General features: G+C 62.8%; 12 protein-coding genes and 1 pseudogene. 7 read left to right on the top strand and 6 right to left on the bottom strand.

The features are described 5' to 3' along the window. Nucleotides 1-220: 220 nt before the first annotated feature. Complete coding sequence (locus A4U64_RS29070; protein WP_257785089.1) at nt 221-343, top strand: hypothetical protein; 123 nt, start codon at nt 221-223, stop codon at nt 341-343. Nucleotides 344-376: 33 nt separating this feature from the next. Further along, complete coding sequence (locus A4U64_RS27785; protein WP_232334089.1) at nt 377-1,057, top strand: HNH endonuclease; 681 nt, start codon at nt 377-379, stop codon at nt 1,055-1,057. Between the two features lie 8 nt (nt 1,058-1,065). On the opposite strand, the gene A4U64_RS15125 is transcribed toward A4U64_RS27785, so the two are convergent. The 3 genes from A4U64_RS15125 to A4U64_RS15115 form a co-directional block, all read right to left on the bottom strand. Next, nucleotides 1,066-2,583, bottom strand: a complete 1,518-nt coding sequence (locus A4U64_RS15125) for a plasmid pRiA4b ORF-3 family protein (RefSeq protein WP_232334088.1) — start codon at nt 2,581-2,583, stop codon at nt 1,066-1,068. Between the two features lie 345 nt (nt 2,584-2,928). After that, entirely contained in the window at nt 2,929-3,732 is an 804-nt protein-coding gene (locus A4U64_RS15120) for a replication protein (protein WP_065922768.1), read from the bottom strand. Nucleotides 3,733-3,954: 222 nt separating this feature from the next. Next, complete coding sequence (locus A4U64_RS15115; RefSeq protein ID WP_065922767.1) at nt 3,955-4,866, bottom strand: SDR family oxidoreductase; 912 nt, start codon at nt 4,864-4,866, stop codon at nt 3,955-3,957. 134 nt (nt 4,867-5,000) lie between these two features. Here A4U64_RS15115 and A4U64_RS15110 point away from each other — a divergent pair, with 134 nt between their 5' ends. Continuing rightward, on the top strand, nt 5,001-6,857 hold the full coding sequence (locus A4U64_RS15110) for a TerD family protein (protein WP_084648647.1): 1,857 nt from the start codon (nt 5,001-5,003) through the stop codon (nt 6,855-6,857). 100 nt (nt 6,858-6,957) lie between these two features. Here A4U64_RS15110 and A4U64_RS28820 read toward each other — a convergent pair whose 3' ends face one another. Beyond that, complete coding sequence (locus A4U64_RS28820; protein WP_232334087.1) at nt 6,958-7,086, bottom strand: plasmid pRiA4b ORF-3 family protein; 129 nt, start codon at nt 7,084-7,086, stop codon at nt 6,958-6,960. Between the two features lie 231 nt (nt 7,087-7,317). Beyond that, nucleotides 7,318-7,464, bottom strand: coding sequence for a hypothetical protein (locus A4U64_RS28545; RefSeq protein ID WP_198163305.1), 147 nt, complete (start codon nt 7,462-7,464; stop codon nt 7,318-7,320). A 351-nt stretch (nt 7,465-7,815) separates the two neighbouring features. Here A4U64_RS28545 and A4U64_RS15105 point away from each other — a divergent pair, with 351 nt between their 5' ends. The 4 genes and pseudogenes from A4U64_RS15105 (at nt 7,816) to A4U64_RS27775 (ending at nt 17,089) form a co-directional block, all read left to right on the top strand. Beyond that, entirely contained in the window at nt 7,816-14,487 is a 6,672-nt protein-coding gene (locus A4U64_RS15105; RefSeq protein ID WP_065922766.1) for a DUF3320 domain-containing protein, read from the top strand. A gap of 240 nt (nt 14,488-14,727) precedes the next feature. Then, a protein-coding gene (locus tag A4U64_RS15095; protein ID WP_157127587.1) for an IS3 family transposase occupies nt 14,728-15,893 on the top strand; the annotation gives its coding sequence in 2 pieces (ribosomal slippage) (nt 14,728-15,000 and nt 15,003-15,893; 1,164 coding nt in all). A gap of 156 nt (nt 15,894-16,049) precedes the next feature. Next, a pseudogene (locus A4U64_RS28250) lies at nt 16,050-16,225 on the top strand (transposase); the annotation flags it as partial. A gap of 46 nt (nt 16,226-16,271) precedes the next feature. Continuing rightward, nucleotides 16,272-17,089, top strand: a protein-coding gene (locus tag A4U64_RS27775) for an IS5 family transposase (protein WP_232334199.1) whose coding sequence is annotated in 2 segments (ribosomal slippage) — nt 16,272-16,628 and nt 16,631-17,089 — 816 coding nt in all. Because the reading frame shifts where the segments join, the coding sequence is not laid out codon by codon here. Nucleotides 17,090-17,117: 28 nt separating this feature from the next. Here A4U64_RS27775 and A4U64_RS15080 read toward each other — a convergent pair. Then, entirely contained in the window at nt 17,118-18,902 is a 1,785-nt protein-coding gene (locus A4U64_RS15080; RefSeq protein WP_065922764.1) for a DUF262 domain-containing protein, read from the bottom strand. Between the last annotated feature and the right edge of the window lie 8 nt (nt 18,903-18,910).

Below are 18,910 nucleotides of genomic sequence, written 5' to 3'. Positions count from 1 at the left end.
TCGCTATGGTGGGCTTTAGTTGAACTGAAGGCTCACCCGGAGGGGTGAGGCGTAATCCGTTCGATGTGGTGACCCTGCTCCTGCTTCTCGGTATCACTGAGGCCGGATCCGTGGAGACCGCGCCGGCCGTGACGGCGTGTGAACGACGAAAGCGCTTCCCGTAGTGAGAGAATCGAGATTCTCGATGTCACGACTACCCGTATACGTAGAGGCGCTTTCAGTGCAATCATCGGACACCTTCACGGCTGGGTCCGCGGTGTTCGACGAACACAATCTCGTGTCCGCGGCCGGGCTGGTCCCGGTCCTCGACCTGGCCGAACAGGTCGAGGACAGCGGCAGGTGAACTTCGTCCAGAACGAGGTCGTCCTGTCGCTGTGTGCCTCGTGCTCGTCGACCACAGTCGGTCCGGCAGCAGCGCGCATCGAGCCAGCTTTCCAGTCCAGCACCTTGCCAGCCTCTACAAGCGGCCGCCGTCGAGCGAGAACTCGAGGGGGTTGTCGAGAAGTGGGCGCGTGAGCGGCAGGATGTACCGATCGAGATCACGCAGCGTTTGCTCACCTCGACCGTTCGTATCGGTCAGCACCGATTCGCCAAGGCAGTGCTGACCAACCACGGCAACCGGCGCGTGTTCTGCGGCATGGGGAACGTAATCGGAGGACGTCGCCGGCCGCGACTGCTCCCTGCGAGCCATATCAAGCCGTGGCGAGAGAGCGCCAACAAGGAACGCCTCGACCACCTGAACGGACTGACGGCCTGCCCCACACACGATGTCGCATTCGACACGGGCCTCCTCACCGTGTCCGAGGACCTCTCGATCACGTACGCAACCGACCTGGAACGCGCACTGCCGAGTGACGAACCATTGCGTCGTGCCTTCGGCAAGCCGCCGCCGGCGGACCGGTTGATTCTTCCGGCGGGTGCGGATCGGCCCGACACGGCGTACCTCGGGTGGCACCGTACTCAGGTTTTCGTGTCGCCACCCACGGCTGCCGAAGGTCTACGACCGACAGGGGAGAAGGATTGCTCGCTCGATGCGAGATTCGCGCAAACCGTTTGACCGCAGCGCTATCCGAACAGTGAGCGCAACTGGTCGTTGACCTCGTCCGCCTCGAACCACTCCGAGTCGACGCGCTCACCCGGCCGCAGTCCCAACCACTGCCGCACCTCGTCGTGGCGTTCGTGGCTCGGGTCGTCGGCTGCCGCCAGCATGTCCGACCAGCCCCACGTGCCGCCGGAGTCCTCGGCCGGCGCCAGACCGTGCCCGTCGACGCAGGCAGCGCGCGGAGCTTCGGCGTCGAATTCGGCGACGGACTCGACGACGATGTCGTGCGTCCACCCGTCGCCGTAGTCGTACAGGTACGTCAGCGATGCCCCGACCTCGGGCAGTGCCGTCCCGATGGTCACCATTCCCTCGTCGACGACCTCGTCCTGACCGTTCGCGAGCTCGTCGTCGAGCTGATCGTCGGGCACGTATACGCAACCACCGGTGAACGGCTCGCCCTCGGTGAACTGGTGGAGGTGGTAGTCCTCCCAGGCGAAGCAGCTCTGGATGACGAAGTGCAGATGCAGCAGACTCAGGGAATTGTCGACCACCACCCGTCGCCACACCGCAGGCTCGCTGTCGCGCAACGTGATTCGCAGGGTGCACCGCGCGGGCGGGTGGATGGCGACGGGTATCGCGTCGCCGAGGAGGATGCGCACGGCGGCCCGCACGGCAGGTCTGAGCGGTGTCGGTACGCGGTAGCCGTCAGCGTCCTCGAGGATGCCGTCGGCGACGAATTCCTCGAGGCGGTCGACGCGCATGCTGCCGAGAACGCTCGGTCCCACCGGCATGCCGGGGAACAGCACGGGCAACGCGCGCAGACGTTCCTCGGGGTCGGACGGCAGCGGGTGCTCACCGAGACCGGCGGACAGGACGGCGGCGGTCGCCTCGTCCAGGGCGGAATGGAACGCCTCGAGGCGCCCCTCGCCGCGCCGGCCGAGGGCCACGATGAGGGAATGCGTCACCGCGTCCCGGCACAGGGTGAGGTACTCGCCGGGATTACGGTCCGGATCCCGCCACACCGGCGCGGCAGGACCGGGCTTGACGACGGTCTTTCCGATCGAGATCAGGTCCAGCATGGCTGCAACGACCCAGGTCTGTGCCAGCACGGAAAGATCCCACATCGACTGGACCTTGCGCGGTGCCAGATCCTCGCGCTTGCCGCCGACAGCGTCGAAGGCCTCCATGACCAGGGCACGCTTCAGCGCTCCGGTCGCGGTCACAGGCCGGCGTTCGCCGATCCAGCCGAGCAGGGCGTCCAGCCGTGCGACGACCGGCACGACCGTCAAGGCGGCACGCTCGGCCTCGGGATCGACCGGCGGCTCTTCGACCTCGACGGGTGGGAGGGACGCGAGCTTCGATTCGATGTACGACGTGAGCGTGGACAGACCGTACCCGAGGTCTTCGTCCTGGCCGGTCCACCGGTTTGTCGCCGAGAGGAACTGCAAGAACACGGCGGCATCCCCGGCGATGTGCGCCCGCGTCTCGTCGTCGTCCTCGACCAGTTCACTCGTCAGCACCCGCTCGAGAAGGTGGTCCACGTCGCGGCTCCGCCACGCCGTGGTCGCAAACCCGGAATCCGCACGCGAGAGCGCGTCGATCGCGTGCCCGACGCTGGCAACGAAGTCCTCCGCCTGATTCGCGGGGCACCCAGCGTTCCCCATCAACCATGCGGCGAACTCCGGCGCCAGTGTGCGGTACTGCTCGATCGGTGTGTCCGTCCGGCGCCGGCGCTCGGCCAACGACACGACATTGTCGGGAAGTGGCTTACGAGGTGAGGATCCGCGACTCGACCCGGAGCGCTTACGGGACATGGGCGTCCGACCTCGATTCGGTGGTCATGGCACAGTTCTCGCCGATGCTACCTGTTCGCAACGGACGGGTGCTCACGCAGCGACTGGGCGGTCGGGTGCGTCGAAGCGACGGCACGGACAGCGCACGGCGCGGCCGCGGTCGTCGTCGGGTAGCCAGCCGTACTCGTCGCACCGGCCGCATCGGGGCGGCAGGGGAGAGCGGGGTAGGGGCAGCGATTGCCACAGCGGGATCCATGCGTGTGCGAAGCGCGTCGGATTGCCCGGGCGGTGCGCCGACCGTGCCGCTGCGACCAGGCGCGGTATTCCGTGGGAGTCGATCAGCGCGACGATCTGGGAGCGCGCGGCGGCGGGCAGATAGTCGAACGTCGCCGGCAGACCGGCGGCGCGGCATGCGGTCGCCAGCTCGCCGATCTGCTTCTTCTCCGGGATGCTGCCCACCCCTTGTTGCCGTGGGGGCGGTGCCGTGGGTTCGGCGGCCGGTGAGGGGTTTGTTTCAGTCTCTTGGTCCTCAGTTCTTTGTTCAGCGCCGGGTTCTCCGGTGTCCGGCTCGCCGGGGTTCGGATTTCCAGGCCCCGGCTGGGGACGGACCGGTACTTCGTAGACCGTCTGGACAGTGATCCATTGGCCGTGTTCGTTCTGGCGACGCTCGGTGACGAGGTGGCCGTGCGCAGCCAGTTCCCGCATCGCGGACCGGATGGCGTCACGGCCTTCGGTCGGTGATTCCGCGGCGATCGCGTCGGAGCGGATGCGCCAGTCAGCCGGCTTCGAAAGCAGCCAGATCAAGACCGCGCGGGCGCGGAAGGAGAGGTCCTTGTTGCCGATCGTCTCGTTGCGGACGACGGTGTAGTTGCTCGTCGGGCGCGGCGCGCGGCGCACGCCTCCGACGAGGGTATTCTTACCCACGTTCGACTCCCTAATAGTCGGACATCCGGCCCGTCGGGAGTTGCCGCTCCTGGCGGGCCTTCTTCAATTGTGGCCCTCGCGGGTGCGAGGGGATGACACATCGTGGCACCGCGCCGCGGACGCGTCAATTGATTCGTCTTGATTGTGTGGAATACGTTGGGGGCGAGCGGTAATCGCTGCGTCGGCGTGTCGCAATCACCGATACCCGGTCGCATCCGCCGGCAGACCGCGATCTTGAACATCCACCATGTACCGCCAGCAGTCGGGCTGTGACCCGTCGACGTCGGTGAAGCCGTACTCGCGCGCCAGACCGCCCGACGAAAACGACCCGCCGTTGCGGCGATGCACGTCCGGATCCGCGGCCAGGGCCGCAACGGCCCGCCCGACGAACCGCGGCGACTCCGAGATCGCGACGAAATGCGGCACGGCGGCGTCGCGCCAGTTCTCCTCCGTGACCCCGAAGTGTTCGAGCATCATCTCCGACCGCATCCACCCCGGCGTCAGCGCGACGGCCGTGCACCCGTGCGGCGCAAGTTCCTTCGCCTGGGAGAACGCAAGCCGGAGCATCGAGGACTTGACGAGGTCGTAGAACACCGAGAGCCGAAAGTTCTTCGCGTTGTACTCGGCGGTACCGTCGGTCATTTCGACGACGAGCCCGCCCGGGTTCCGGATCAGCAGCGGCAGCGCGAAGTGGCTGGTGATCAGGTGCGTGTCGATCGAGAGGTGCACCATCCGCAGCCCGCCGGTGAGGTCGTGCTCCCACAGCGGGGTCTCCCACTCGATGAGCTTCTCGCCGCCCCAGATGTCGTTGACGAGGACGTCAAGGCGGCCGTGTTCGTCGTCGATGCGCTGCACGAGCCGTCGCACCTGTTCGGGCTCGAGGTGGTCGACCGCGACGGGAATGCCGACCCCGCCCGCGGCCGTCACCAGCTCGGCGGTCTCCTCGATGGTTTCCGGCCGGTCGTACTCCGAGCGGCGCTCGCGGGTGGTGCGGCCGGTGCAGTAGACCGTCGCGCCGGCCTCGCCGAGAGCGATTGCGGTTCCGCGGCCCGCGCCGCGGGTGGCGCCGGCGACCAGGGCGATCTTGCCTTCGAATGGCTGTGCCATGGCTGGAACGGTACTGCCCGGCACGGGTCGGAGGCAGGCGCGCTCGGCGTGGCGCGGTCGGTGGTGTCGTGAGCATCAGTCACTATGTTCGAGTGCCGGTGTGACCGGCCGGAGAACAGTCGGAGGTAGAGCAGGTGCAGGTGATCGACACGCTGTCGCACGCGTCGGGTTCGCGGACGCTGCCGAAGGGCCACCGCTGGGTGGTCGTCGACGTCGAGACCTCCGGCCTGCGCGCCTACGCACATCGGGTGCTGAGCGTCGCCGCATTGGTGTTGGGGGAGGACGGCCGCGTCGAGCAAGAGTACTCGACGCTCGTCGATCCGGGTTGCGACCCCGGCCCGGTCCACGTGCACCGGTTGACGCGCGAACGGCTCGCCGGAGCTCCCCGCTTCGAGCAGATCGCCGGCGAACTCGCCGAGGTGCTGGACGGCGGGACCATCGTTGCCCACAACGCGGCCTTCGACTACGGATTCCTCGCCGCCGAGTTCCGGCGCGCCGGAACCGAGATCCCGGCCAGACAGCGGTTGTGCACTCTCGCCCTGTCGAGGCGGCTCGAACTCGACGTGCCCGATCACAAACTCTCCACCCTGGCCGCCCACTGGCAGGTCCAGCAGTTGCTCGAGCACGACGCCTACGACGACGCCCGCGTCCTCAGCGAGGTCTTCGTACGCAGCGCCCTGCTCGCCGAGAGCCTGCAGCTCCCGCTGCCGGTGGTCGACTGCCTCAGCCGCAGGCCCGCCTACCCGGACTCCGTGCCGCGCGTGCCGTGCGAGTGGAAGAACCCGGGACGCCTGTCGCTGGACGTCGGCCTGGTGCAGGGGATGAAGGTGGTCGTCACGGGGCAGACGGTGACGCCGCGGGTCCCGCTCGCCGGACGGATGGCCGACGCCGGCCTCGACGTGATGAACTCCGTCAGTCGCCAGACGAGCGTGGTCGTGTGCAACGACCCCGGCGTGCAGACGGGCAAGATCCGCAAGGCGATGGCCGAGGGCATTCCCGTCGTCACCGAGCAGCAACTCGAGGAGATGCTCACCCGGGTGATTCCAGGCGAACCGAAGATGCGTCCGGTGGTCGAGGTGGCCGCGCCCGCTGCTGAGCCCGTGATCGAACCTCCTCCGCAGGCGGCGCCTGCGGAGCCCCTCGCCGATGTACCGAGCCTGCCCGAGCGGATGCTCACGGGACAGAAGCCGAAGCTGTGGCAGGGCCGGCGGGTGCTGCTCCTCGGCGGCACCCACCTCGACGCCGTGCTCATGCGCTCGCGTCTCGTCCAGCTCGGTGCACGCCCGTCGCTCAACCTCACCGCGGCGGTCACGGACGTGCTGATGCTGGAAGGCGGCGACAGCGACCGGCGCATGCCGCGCATCACCGCGCGCGAGCTCCCCGTCCTGACCAAGACGGACATCAGCGCCGCGGTGGAGAAGGGCGTCGTGCCGTCGCACATGCGCATCGAGTCCCGCATCTCAGCGCCGGCGCTCGCACGAGGCGAGGTCATCGACCTGCCGACCCGAAAGATGTCGTGGACGGTCAATGTCGCCTGGCGCGCCGAGACGGACGACTTCGACGTCGACGTCGTCGCCTTCCTACTGGGGGACGACGAAAAGGTCGACAGCGACGACGACTTCGTCTTCTACAACAACCCCACCGCCGAGGACGGCGCGATCGAGCTGTCGATCGACGGCAGTAGCGAGCAGAGCGTACGGCTTGACCTCGCCGCGCTACCCGACGAATGCGCGCGCATCGCGATCGCCGCGGCCATCGACGGCGAGCGCACCTTCGGCGACCTCGGAGCGGTGTCGGTGAGCGTGGACGGTGAGGACGGCACGGCGGCGACGTTCGTGCTCGACGCCGGGACCACCGAACGGACCATGGTGCTCACCGAGATCTACCGGAGGGCGGGGAAGTGGCGGCTGCGCGCGGTGGGGCAGGGGTACGACGACGGTCTGAGTGGTCTGGTTGCGACATACGGCGTGGAGGTCGAGCCCGACGGCTGATCGAGTTCGTGTGGATTGAAGCCCGGTATCCGGGCTCCGATCGACAACCTCACTCCCCGAACAGTGTGCACAGCTGTTTACCGGCTTCGTCGCGGTCGAATCACTTCGGGTCGATGCGCTCACCCGGTTGCAGTCCAAGCCACCGCCGGATCTCGTCGCGGCGCTCGTGGTTCGGGTCGTCGGCCGCCGCCATCATGTCCGACCAGCCCCACGTCCCGCCAAAAGTCATCGGCCGGCGCGACGCTGTGTCCCTCAACACAGACAGCGCGGTGCCTGCGCCTCGGAGGCGGCGACGGTCTCGACGACGATGTCGTACGTCCACCTGTCCCTGTGGTGCACCGTTCAATTCGGCCAGCCGCTCTGCGCTGCCCTCTGCCAGCGACGAACGTGCGTCCTTGATGGCCGAGGATCTCCCACGACGACGGCGACGCCGGGCTGCCCATCGTTCCTGAATCTGCAGCTATTCCACACTGGGGTCGGTGCAGTCGTTGTCGCCGGCGAACACGATGCGCGCGGCCGTCGAACCGCTCGCGAGCCGGACCTGATCGACGCACACGACCCCGGCGGCAGCGAGTATCACCAGCGCGAGGATGCCGGCCGCGGCCACCGAGGACAGGGGACCAGGTTGCGAGGAACTGTGCGAAGCGTCTCGACCCTTCGAGTGCCGTATTAGTGCTCAATCGCTGCGATTGGCGATCCCGTTACAGGGACCGCTGAATGATAGGGCGACTACCTTTCTGTCGGATTGAGCAGTAAGAATGTCCGAGATGTGCGGGCGCGTGCCTGCCGGAACGACAGCGGGAGGTTGACGTGATCGACGCGTACGCACGCATCGTATGTACGTGATCTCGTAAGCCCCCCGCCCGAAGGCATCAGTAGTACACGGGGGCGCCGAAGGGCCTATGACGGTCATCTACGAAGTGACCGACCCTCGACAATATCGACAGCAAGGATCAGCGTGACGACTCCGAGTAGCTTCGGCAACGAAAACGACCCTGAGCGGTTGAGGAGCGTGATCGCTCGGTGGCGCACGTCGTTGGTGGATCTGAGCGGTCGAAATCGTCTCTTGAACTTTCGGCACACGCAAGCTGCGACCCTGGAAATCAAACAGCCCTCAGTCGAAGAGCTTCTCCTTGGATTAGAACGTGGATGGGATTTTGCCGCACTTCCGGACGAGGAAGGTGATCAGAACAGTGACCTTGTGGCGGCTGCAACGAGCAAGCGGGAGGGCATCGTCACGCAGAAGACGACCGCCCCCGCTCTGAATCGCGCCATCGGAAACCTTCGCCGGCGATCGACTCAGGTCTTCAACGACTACGGCATTTGGACGCTTCAGCTAGGCGTCGGGATGCTCAATTGGCGGGAGGACGGGGCCGATGTTGGGAGCGATGCTCCGCTGGTGTTGATTCCGGTCTCCCTCGAGCGTACGGCCAACGGCCGGACACGCCTTGTGCTCAACGAGGACGAGGAACCGAAGCTCAATCCCGCACTTCCGGTCAAGCTCGAACAGCTATACATCGACTGGACACCTGTGGCCGAGTTGGACCCCTCCGATCTGGGCTCCGTCTTCGAGGCGGCAGCAATGTGTGTCGAGAGCAGGAACGGCTGGACCGTCTCCGAACGAGTCGTGCTGGCGCTATTTGCCTCTCACAAAGAATCCATGTACCAGGATCTCTTGGACAACGAAGCGCAGGTCATGCGCAGCGATCTCATCGAGGCTGTAGCACTCGGCCCCGCCGCGAAGCTGGCGTCCGATCGCTTCGATTTCGAGGAGATTCAACTCGACCGGATCGACGAGCTTTCTCCGCCGGAAGACAGCCCGCTGGTTCTGGACGCGGATGCGTCTCAGCGACAGGCAATTGCTGCCGCAGTGGCCGGTCACTCCTTTGTAATGGATGGGCCTCCTGGGACAGGTAAGAGCCAGACCATCACAAATATGATCGCTGCATTGATGCACGCAGGCCGGAGTGTGCTCTTCGTCAGCGAGAAGGCAGCGGCGCTGGACGTCGTGCTCGATCGGCTTAGGTCTGTGGGTCTGGATTCTTACGTCCTGGCGCTGCACAGCAATTCCACGAGCCGCAGTGCGGTCGCCAAGGAACTCGGTCGTGTGCTGGATGAAGAGCCTCGTGCTCCGCGGTTACCGCACGACGCGAAGGAAGAAATAGAGCGAGCGCGCAAATTGCTCACTGGATACGCGGTAGCAATGAATGAAGTGCGTTATCCGTTCACGCGGACATTGCATGACGTAATCGGGCGGATCGCTGTCCTGGCCGATGCTCCAATTGCGTACATAGATCCGACCGATAAGGATGGTCAATTCAACGCGCAGGCACTGGCCAGTCGTGATCTTGCCGCGATCGTTGAGGCAACCGAAGTCATTGCTCGCGGTTGGGTGGCGGTCGCGGATCCCCATTTTCCATGGCGGAAAGTCCGCCCAGAGGCTTCGAACATCAGACCCTCGCTCGATCAAGCGCGCGAGGCGATTCGTGTCCTGGCAAAGGCGGTCGACCGATACCGGGACTTGGGGGGAGGCGCACTTTCTCTTCGAGACGAGGAAGACGTCGAACGGCTGCTGCGCATGCTCCAGCTCGTCAAGTCGCGCTTCGAGGTCCCGCAGTGGTGGCTGACGACTGCCGATTTCGTAGACGATGTCGAGGAGAAGGTGGACCGGTTCCTGAAGGAACTGGGAAGAGTGCACGAAGCGACTTCAAGTGCTCGCGCCACCGGTGGCGTTCGCTGGCGGGAGCTTCCTGCCCGATTGACGGCGGACGAGAGCGTATCCGAGCGGGGACTGCAGGAATTGTCACCGCCGGCGCTCGCTCTCACCACGCTCGACCAGAATGAACTGCGCAGTACTGAGGTCGCGTTCCGGCAGCTGTCCGAGTCGCTGGAACAGACGCATGATCGCGTTGCGGCGTTGGCAGATGACTTCGGCATGTTCCGTCCCCGTGATGGGAGAGAAGCCGAGATCGTGTGCAAGGTCGCTGGGCTTGCACTCGCTGTGGACCGTCCTTTGGCAAGTTGGTTCTCACCTGAAAGAGTGCAGGAGGCACGGGCAGCAGCAGTTGTCTTGACTGCCGAGAAGCTGACGATGTTTTTCGCCAGGCGGGATAACGCGAAGCAAGCGATCGAGACCGCCACAGCGACAGCCGGCCGCAGTTGGCAACAGCTCGACCGTTCAGTCGTGGCCGACCAGCCGAGTAGCGAACTTGCACTTACAGACCTAGATCCTTCGGGCGTGAACCTCGAACGGTGGAATCGCCGGCAACTCCGTCGCATCAGAGAGTTGTTCGCCGATTCGGTTAATACCTTGGCGAGCGGCGACGAACTCGCAACGTCGCTTGCACAGCGTTTGGGTTGTCCTGAACCAGAGAAGTTGGAGGATGTTCGAGTACTGGTTGAGCTCGTCCAGCACAGTTCGACTCGGGACAGAGCACGGAGAGAATGGTTCGAACCAGTTGCCCTCAGTGAGGTATACGAGGCTGTTCGGCGGATCGAGTCAGCCGTCGTGCGCTTGTCAGCAGCTGAGGCAAATGCAGGTCATGTCCTTCTTCCATCGGTAGTCGAAGTTCCCGACCTTCCGGATGTCATCGCGCGACTGGCTGAAGGGCCTCGAGGATTCGGTGCGCTCTTCTCCCGGAAGGTGCGCTCCGACCGCAAGGTCGTAGCAGCGCATTCAGTCGCCGGTACGTGGCAAGCCGAGCTTTACGACGCTCTACCGCTTGCATTGGAATGGCAGACCGCACATCGAGATCTTGCAAACGTGTGCCGATCCTATGAGGGCCTCCTCGGCCGCTTCGTGGATGTTGAAGCAGTCCATGTCGATATGGAGTCGCTTCGGGCAGCGCTTACTCATGCGGAGACCATCCACAGACTCGTGCCGGAGGTCTTGGCAAACCCCAGGACCCGAGACGTACTGAGGGAGCAACTGGGGGACGGAGACGCGTTGAACCCGTCTCTCATCAGCACGGGCGAGCGCCTGAATGAACTCCTTCAGTCATGGATCGACGTCCTCGAACATCCGGAATTGTCCGAATATTCAGCAGCGTTGGCCGACCTGTCGCTCGGACGGTCCACCTATTGGGTTCATGCCCACCTGGAACCTCTTCAGTTGGCATGTGAATTCATGGATAAGGTGCTGGGAACGATCGGCCGTTTCAGAGCAGACACCGGTGAACACACGCTGGGCACTGCTCGGGCAGCGGTCACATCGGCACACCGAGCACACGACGAACTTGCAGCGTTTTTCAGACCGGAAGACGAAGATCGGAAGCTTCTTGGGGCGCACTATGCAGGATTGGATACGGCGCTTGAATCAGTGAAGGACGCCGTAGCAAGCGAAGCAGACGAATCCACGAGTCGGCTTCTACACGAGGCGATCGAGGTTCTGAACAATCCGGCGGCGACCCACGCAACTTCTACTCAGATAGAGTTCCTCGGTCGTTATGCCCAGAACGGGAACCCGGACGTCGGGCCACTGTCCGACGCCCTGGAGGTTGCTGATTCAATAGTGCGGTACGCGTCTAATGCTCTCGACGAACCCGGACGGCAGGGCAAGTTGCAGCGCGCAATCGCTGACGGACGTCCTGTTCCGGAAGGTTTGCAGGAGCGCGTCGAAGACGCACGCGGGAGGTTGGCCGATTGGGAGAAAGCAGTCAGTCAAACAAGTTTGGGACCTTCAGGTCCGGCCCTGTTCACTGTCACAGCGGGTACTGCTGCGAACTGGCTTCGTGCTCATCTTAAGCCGTTGTCCGAGGCCGTAGAGCTTGTCAGCACCGTATCGAGAGTCGTCGACGACCGATTACTGACGGTAGATGCGGCGCGTACGGCGGTGTCGCACGTGGTAACAGCCCGTCGGCTCGAACAAGAATTCTCGGATAACGAACGTGCGTATCGCGAGTTGCTCGGTGGACTGTACGACGGACTCGACCCAGCGTCTGCGAGGATCCGGGAAGCTGTGGCATGGGCCCACGCAGTTCGGCGCGCCGGAAATCACGGGGTTTCGAACTCGTTGGAAGAACCCGTTGCTGTGATGATGCTCAGCATCGAGCGGGACGATTTGTTGCCGAGGTACTTGGAGGACTGGAGGCGACAGAGAGATCAGTTCCTCGGCTGCTTCAAACCCAAACGGCGCAGCGAACTCAAAGGTGAGTTGGCGCAATCTCTTGCCGATGCGACGGCGATACTCGATCAGCTCGTGAGTAACCCATATGGGCCGGAAACGTGGCTCACATGTACCGAGGCTCTCCACACTCTGGATAAGTACCGCCTTCGGGACCTGCCGTATCAACTCGCACAACGAGGCGTCTCCGACACCGAGTTTCCAGCTGCTGTCGAGCGTGCGGTACTGGTCTCATGGGCCGAGCACTACTTTTCTACCGATGAACGGCTCAAGCCGCACAGAGGCGTCGACCGGGACGAACTGGTTTCCCGGTTCCAGGAGTTGGATCGTGAACTCGTAGAGGCTGCGCACGCCGAGGTGATCGCTGCATGCAACACCAGGCGTCCGAGAAAGACCACCGTCGGTCAGGCTGCCGTATTGCGCCGAGAATCGATGAAACAACGTCGACATATGCCGGTTCGTCGATTGCTCGACGAGACGCGGGATGTCGTGCGCCTCATCAAGCCGTGCTTCATGATGAGCCCGCTCACTGTAAGTCAATTCCTCTCATCGGATTTCCGGTTCGATGTCGTCATATTCGATGAGGCTTCCCAGGTCCTTCCTCAGGACGCTGTGAACTCGATCTATCGTGGCAACGCGCTAGTAGTCGCAGGGGATCCACGGCAGCTGCCCCCCACGTCCTTTTTCAACGCCACGAATGACAGTGACGATGATGACGTAGGAGAAGACGATGAACTCGGGTTCGAGTCGATCCTCGACGCTTGCAAAGCGAGCGGGATCTTACGCTCCCTTCCGCTGCGCTGGCATTACCGAAGCCGACACGAACACCTTATTGCTTTCAGTAACCATGAGTTCTACGAGAATTCGATGGTGACTTTCCCTGGATCTCGCGAAGACGGTCATGACATCGGTGTCGAGTTCTTCAAGGTCGACGGCATCTATGATCGGGGTGGGCGACGGGATAACCAGATTGAGGCCGCGTATGTCGCAGAGAGGGTCATTCATCACTTCGAGACTCGACCGTCGCTGACTCTCGGGGTAGTTGCCCTGTCGAAGGTTCAGGCTGAGGCGATCGAGGAGGCAGTGGACAAATCCTTGAAGGCACATCCGATGCTGTCGCGGTTCTTTACGGACGATCGTCTGGACGGCTTCTTCGTCAAGAATCTGGAGACCGTTCAGGGGGACGAGCGCGACGTCATCATTCTGTCTCTCGGATACGGTCCGGATGCACAAGGACGCCTTCGATCCGAGTTCGGACCAATCAACAGGGAAAGTGGATGGCGGCGTCTGAATGTTGCGGTCACCCGCGCGCGGCGCCGTATGGAAGTAGTTGCGTCGTTCCACGGCAGCCAGTTGCCTGAGAGCACGAACAAGAGTGTTCAGCACTTGAAACGCTACCTGGAATACGCGGAGCACGGGCCGAACGTTCTCGCAACGCAAGTCGCTGATCCCGACGCGGAGCCGGAGAGCCCGTTCGAGCAGTCCGTGCTTGACGTCTTGAGAGAATGGGGGTACTTGGTTCAGCCCCAGGTCGGCGTTGCGGGCTATCGAATTGACATGGCTGTCCGTCATCTTGACGCGCCAGGGGCGTATGCATTGGGCATTGAATGCGACGGCGCGATGTACCACTCGTCGAGAGCGGCCCGCGATCGGGACCGTCTGCGAGAAGCGGTTCTCCGCGACCTCGGTTGGAAACTCCACCGGATCTGGGGCACAGACTGGTACCGCAATCGCCGTGAGTCCATCACCCGGCTCAAGGCGGCGGTGGAGGCAGCTTGTGCTGTGAATCCGCACATCGCCGCTTTAGAGGGCGCGACGGTCGAGGTGATTGAAATATCGGAGGACCAGCCGTCCGAGATCGAACTACTCGAGGATCAATCCGGTCCTCGAGCGGTAGAGTTCGTGCGAATTCAGGAGAGCGCTCCTGGTTGGGCGCAAGAGTATAGACATCTCACTGATAGTGATCTTCGTGAGATCCGGCAAGACGCAGGTTACAGATTCGGTTGCTCATGGGCAGAGCTTCAGGACGATGACTCTAGTGACGTAATTGCGGCGGTAGTCCTTGAGGTGCTTGAGCGCGAGGGTCCTATCGAAGAGGAATTGATCTTCACGCGGGTGAGGTCTGCATGGTCGCTGTCGAAATCGGGCGCGGTCATCCAAAGGCGGATCCGGTCTGTGTTGAAGGGGCTCGTCAAGAAGAAGCGTGCAGTTGCCGTCGGCACCGCGTACGACCTTCCTGATCGCGAGATTTCCTCGGCGCGAACCCCGACGAGCGGATGCCACCGAAAAGTCGGGCACGTGCCTCCATCTGAACGGCAGTTCGCGTTACGAAAGATCGTCGAAGACAGTCCCGGGATCCCGCGGACAGAACTGCTCCGGGAGGCAGCTCGGTTCTTCGGATGGGGACGAACCGGCTCGGGGATCAGGGCTGCATTGTCTCAAGACTTGGAGGACTTGTTGCGGAGCAAGACGCTCATCGAGACTCAAGGTGGAGTCTTGCCGAACTGATCCAAAAGTCCGTCTAATTGTTGCGGGTCATGACGTTGTAGACGCCGGAACGAGGGGCTGAAGAAGGCGGACGGGTCTTCCGGCGGCAGGATGGGAATTACCACCAACTCATCCGCCACAACCGAAAGAACCCGTCCGTGGTCCACCGTAACGCCCCGCTGTCCGTCGAAGGGGACTGATGTAGGAATAGGTGACATCTGAACTGTGGTGCCGTGAGGCACTGCTGGAAGGATGGACCCCGTGCCCAAGCCCTACCCCAAAGAGTTCCGCGACGACGTCGTGCGCGTGGCCCGCAACCGCGAACCAGGCCAGCACCTGCGGCAGATCGCCGCAGACTTCGGCATCAGCGAATCGTGCCTGACCAATTGGCTCAGGCAGGCCGACGCCGAAGAGGGCATCAAGCCAGGGACGACGAATGAGGAATCCAAAGAGAACCGCGAGCTGAGAAAGCGGATCCGTCTACTCGAGCAGGAGAATGAGGTGCTGCGCCGGGCCGCGGCCTACTTGTCGCAGGCGAATCTTCCGGGAAAATGATGTACCCGCTCGTCCGCGAGCTGGCTGCCGGCGGGATCCCCGTCGCGGTGACGTGTCGGGTCCTGGGGATTGCGCGCCAGCCGTACTACCTGTGGCTGGCCGCTCCGGTGACTGCTGCTGAGCTCGAGGAGGCGTATCGGGCGAACGCACTGTTCGACGCCCACCGTGAAGACCCCGAGTTCGGCTACCGGTTTCTCGCCGACGAGGCCCGCGATGCGGGCGAGTCGATGTCGGACCGCACGGCCTGGCGGATCTGCTCGACCAACAAGTGGTGGAGTTCCTTCGGCAAGAAACGCGGCTCGAAGAAAGGCCGTTCCGGGCCGCCGGTGCACGACGATCTCGTCGGCCGTGTCTTTACCTCCGATGCTCCGAAACGGTTGTGGCTCAACGACATCACCGAACACCGCACCGACGAAGGCAAGCTGTACCTGTGTGCGGTCAAGGACGTCTACTCGAACCGGATCGTGGGCTACTCGATCAGCAATCGGATGAAGTCCCGGCTCGCTGTGGCCGCCCTCGAATCCGCAGTAGCACGACGGGACTCGGCCGCCGGATGTGTGGTTCACTCCGACCGCGGCTCGCAATTTCGTAGCCGGAAATTCGTTCGAGCCCTCGGTCGTCACGCCCTGGTCGGATCGATGGGCCGGGTCGGGGCGGCCGGCGACAACGCTGCGCTGGAATCGTTCTTTGCGCTGCTCCAACGCAACGTCCTCGACCGGCAGCGTTGGGCCACACGCGAGCAGTTGCGCATCGCGATCGTCACCTGGATCGAGCGGACCTATCACCGTCGGCGCCGTCAGCTCCGGCTCGGCCGGTTGACGCCGGTTGAGTTCGAGACAATCATGACCACACCAGCTGCACAGGCTGCGTGACCGAAACTGTCACCCGATCATGCAGCAGTCCCTTCCCACCCGAGGTCGACGCCGACATGCAGGCTCTGCTCGACCGGTTTTCAGGTCCTGACCTGAACTCACGCACTAACGAAACGAGCCAACTCCGGACTAACGAAACGAGCCAACTCGGGTCGGGCGATCGAGACCGGCATGTCGAACGCGCGCAGCGAGGACTACAACCGGATCGTCAAGCACGTCGGGAGGATCGCGTTCGGGTTCCGCAATCCGGAGAATCAACGGCGCCGGGTACGGTGGCCTGCACCCGCCGCTCCCGGCGGAGCACACCCAGCCGGCATCGATGCCACTGCTGACTGCTAAGAGCGTGTCTTGTATGGGTCGGATCCTGTGTACGGCATGATGCATGGCGTGGTCGATGCGTTGTCTACTCGGTTGGTGCCGGATGCGTTGTGGGAGATCGTCGAACCGCTGCTGCCTCGGTTCTCGCCGAGGCCGCAGGGCGGCGGCCGGGCGGCGCTCGATGATCGGGCGGTGTTCACCGCCGTCGTCTACGTGCTCACCAGTGGCTGCGCCTGGCGGCACCTGCCACCGTCGTTCGGGGTCAGCGTCCCGACCGCGCACCGCCGCTTCGCGGCCTGGGCAAAGGCCGGGGTGTTCGACGAGCTGCACCGCCAAATCCTCGACCGCCTCGGCGCCGGCGGGGACCTGGACTGGTCCGCGGCGATCCTGGACGCCGCGCACGTCCGGGCGAAAAGGGGGGCTCTCTGACCGGTCCCAGCCCGGTCGATCGAGGCAAGAACGGCTCGAAGATCCACATCCTCTCCGACGCCGATGGTATCCCACTGGTCACCGCGGTGACCTCGGCAAACACCCACGACAGTGTCATGCTGCAGCCGATGGTCACTGCGATTCCGGCGGTGCGATCGCGTCGTGGTCCGCGTCGCCGCCGGCCCGGCCGGTTGCGGGCGGACAAGGGTTACGACTATCCCGTACACCGCCGGTGGCTGCGGGCACGGGGCATCGTCCCGCGTATCGCCCGCCGCGGCGTCGACAGCAGCGAGCGCCTCGGCCGTTACCGGTGGAAGGTCGAACGCACCCTGGCGTGGCTGAGCGGCTATCGCCGGCTGACGATGCGCTACGAACGTCACGGTGAGCACTTCGCTGCCTTTCTCCAACTCGCTGCTGCGCTGACCTGCTTCAAGAAACTGGCCAAATGAGACATGCTCTAAGAGCCAGGGATACTCGCTATCCCAATGGAAAGAGGTCCAATACCTCATCGACAAGCGATTCAGTCCGCTGACGAATCATCTCGGCGTCCCAGGTGTCTGAACTCGCCAACAACTTGTTCAAGGAGAGGCCGTTCTTGTATCCGATGTACCGACCCTTAGCATCTTGGCGATCGCGCTTCTCGGTGAATGACTTGTTGCCGAGGTTGCTGTTGAACCGAGTGATTGTCAGGTTGCCGATTGTGTGGACGAGTTCCTGCTGAACCGCAAGCGCGTTGTCTCGGTGCCCGCCCATAAGTTCGATCCATGACTGGGGAATGTTGAGCCCCTGAGGAAAGACGTGTTCAACGGTCCACGCCAACGTTTGTCCCTCACGAGCCCATAGGTCAACGAACGTCTCTTTTGTCATGTCGCGCTCTGCAAGCATGGCGAGGATGAACCTTGTGGCCTCAACGTTGTCCTCGTATATGGGTCCCGCGAGGCGCTCGCGGAACTCGGAATCGCTCGCTGACTTTGCCTTCAAGGATCCAGCAATATGGGCAATTATATTCTCTGCGCCGGGCTCTATCTGATCGACAATCGCCATGAACATTCGCTGCAGTTCGTAGGTTTGGGGGACCCCTGTGAGATTGCGGCGCACGAAAAAGGACACGAGTCCGCGGACGATTCCTGCAATGTCGTCTTCGCTGATCCTCAATTCACTTTTTTTCGACATTAAGAATAGGATCAACAGATACGATGGTGCACCCTGTGCGCGCTCGAGCTGTCTCAGCGCGGTTCGGAGATTTTCCGGGGTGTCGTCCGAACGCCTGTTGAGGATGACGGCGTACAACTCACCCGCATCGACGACCTTTGTCATGAAGTCTTCTGGGTCATTTTGAATCAACGCTTCGTACACGCGGATCAGATTCGATTTCGTCGCGACCGGAACATTTATAATGCCCAGCAGGTCTTTTCTGAATGCGTTGTAGTACTGGCGGAAGAACCGTTCTTGGATCGGGTAGTCATCGCCGAGCTCTTCAATCAGTTCAGTCCACTGGTCGAAGGCCTCGTCAAGGCTGCCCGGACTGCGCGTCTCCATCGTCGCGAGCAGTTTGTTCTTGATGAGATCGATCGGAGTCAGCGGAGTGCCACGGTTGTTAAGAGATTCGAAGAGGACGTAGGCGTCGGAATGCGACGCCACTTCAATCTTGACCAGTACTGCTTCAGACACTCGCTGGATCATGTCGAGTAGGTCATCCACCTCGGACCGATTGCTCTCAGCGATTCGGGCCTCGATCCTGCTCTCGAAATACTTGAACGCCTTCTTGATCTTTCGATTTCCGAGGTTGGAAACTTTCGGCTTCTTGTCGACCAAGCCTGCGTCTGCGAGTACAGCGAAGTAATCAGCCTGGTTGCTGTTCTGCTGTTGTGGGATCACCCTTGTCTTGGTGCTGTCCTTTTTGAGCACTATTCGGTGTTTGAGGTTCATGAGTTCGACGAATTGTTCATCGTTCAGCTGGTCGCGTCGTGACCTGAGCGATGCATATAGAGCGGCAAGGAGCAGTGAAAGTGTAGTCAACCGCTGTTGACCGTCGACGACCTCCAGTACCGATGCTGCTGCGGTATCGGTGGTTTGGTTTATGCAGATAATCGATCCAAGGAAGTACCCGCTTGCATCTGCATCGAAAATGTCGTCAAAGAGGTCTTCCCACTGCGGCTTCCACCATTTGTATTCCCGCTGGTACCGAGGGATCCGATAGACGACAGCATCATCGATATTCATCAACTGAGAGATCGGGTAATCATGGACCGATTTGATCATGGTGAAAC

The sequence above is a fragment of the Rhodococcus sp. WB1 genome (genome assembly GCF_001700945.1).
Taxonomy (GTDB): Bacteria; Actinomycetota; Actinomycetes; order Mycobacteriales; family Mycobacteriaceae; genus Rhodococcus; species Rhodococcus aetherivorans.
This window is presented reverse-complemented; position numbering and strand designations above follow the sequence as displayed.

Coding starts and splice junctions, on each gene's coding strand:
- A4U64_RS15115 (WP_065922767.1), bottom strand. CDS start 4,866: ATGGCACAGCCATTCGAAGGCAAGATCGCCCTGGTCGCCGGCGCCACC.
- A4U64_RS28820 (WP_232334087.1), bottom strand. CDS start 7,086: ATGACTTTTGGCGGGACGTGGGGCTGGTCGGACATGATGGCGGCGGCC.
- A4U64_RS15080 (WP_065922764.1), bottom strand. CDS start 18,902: ATGATCAAATCGGTCCATGATTACCCGATCTCTCAGTTGATGAATATC.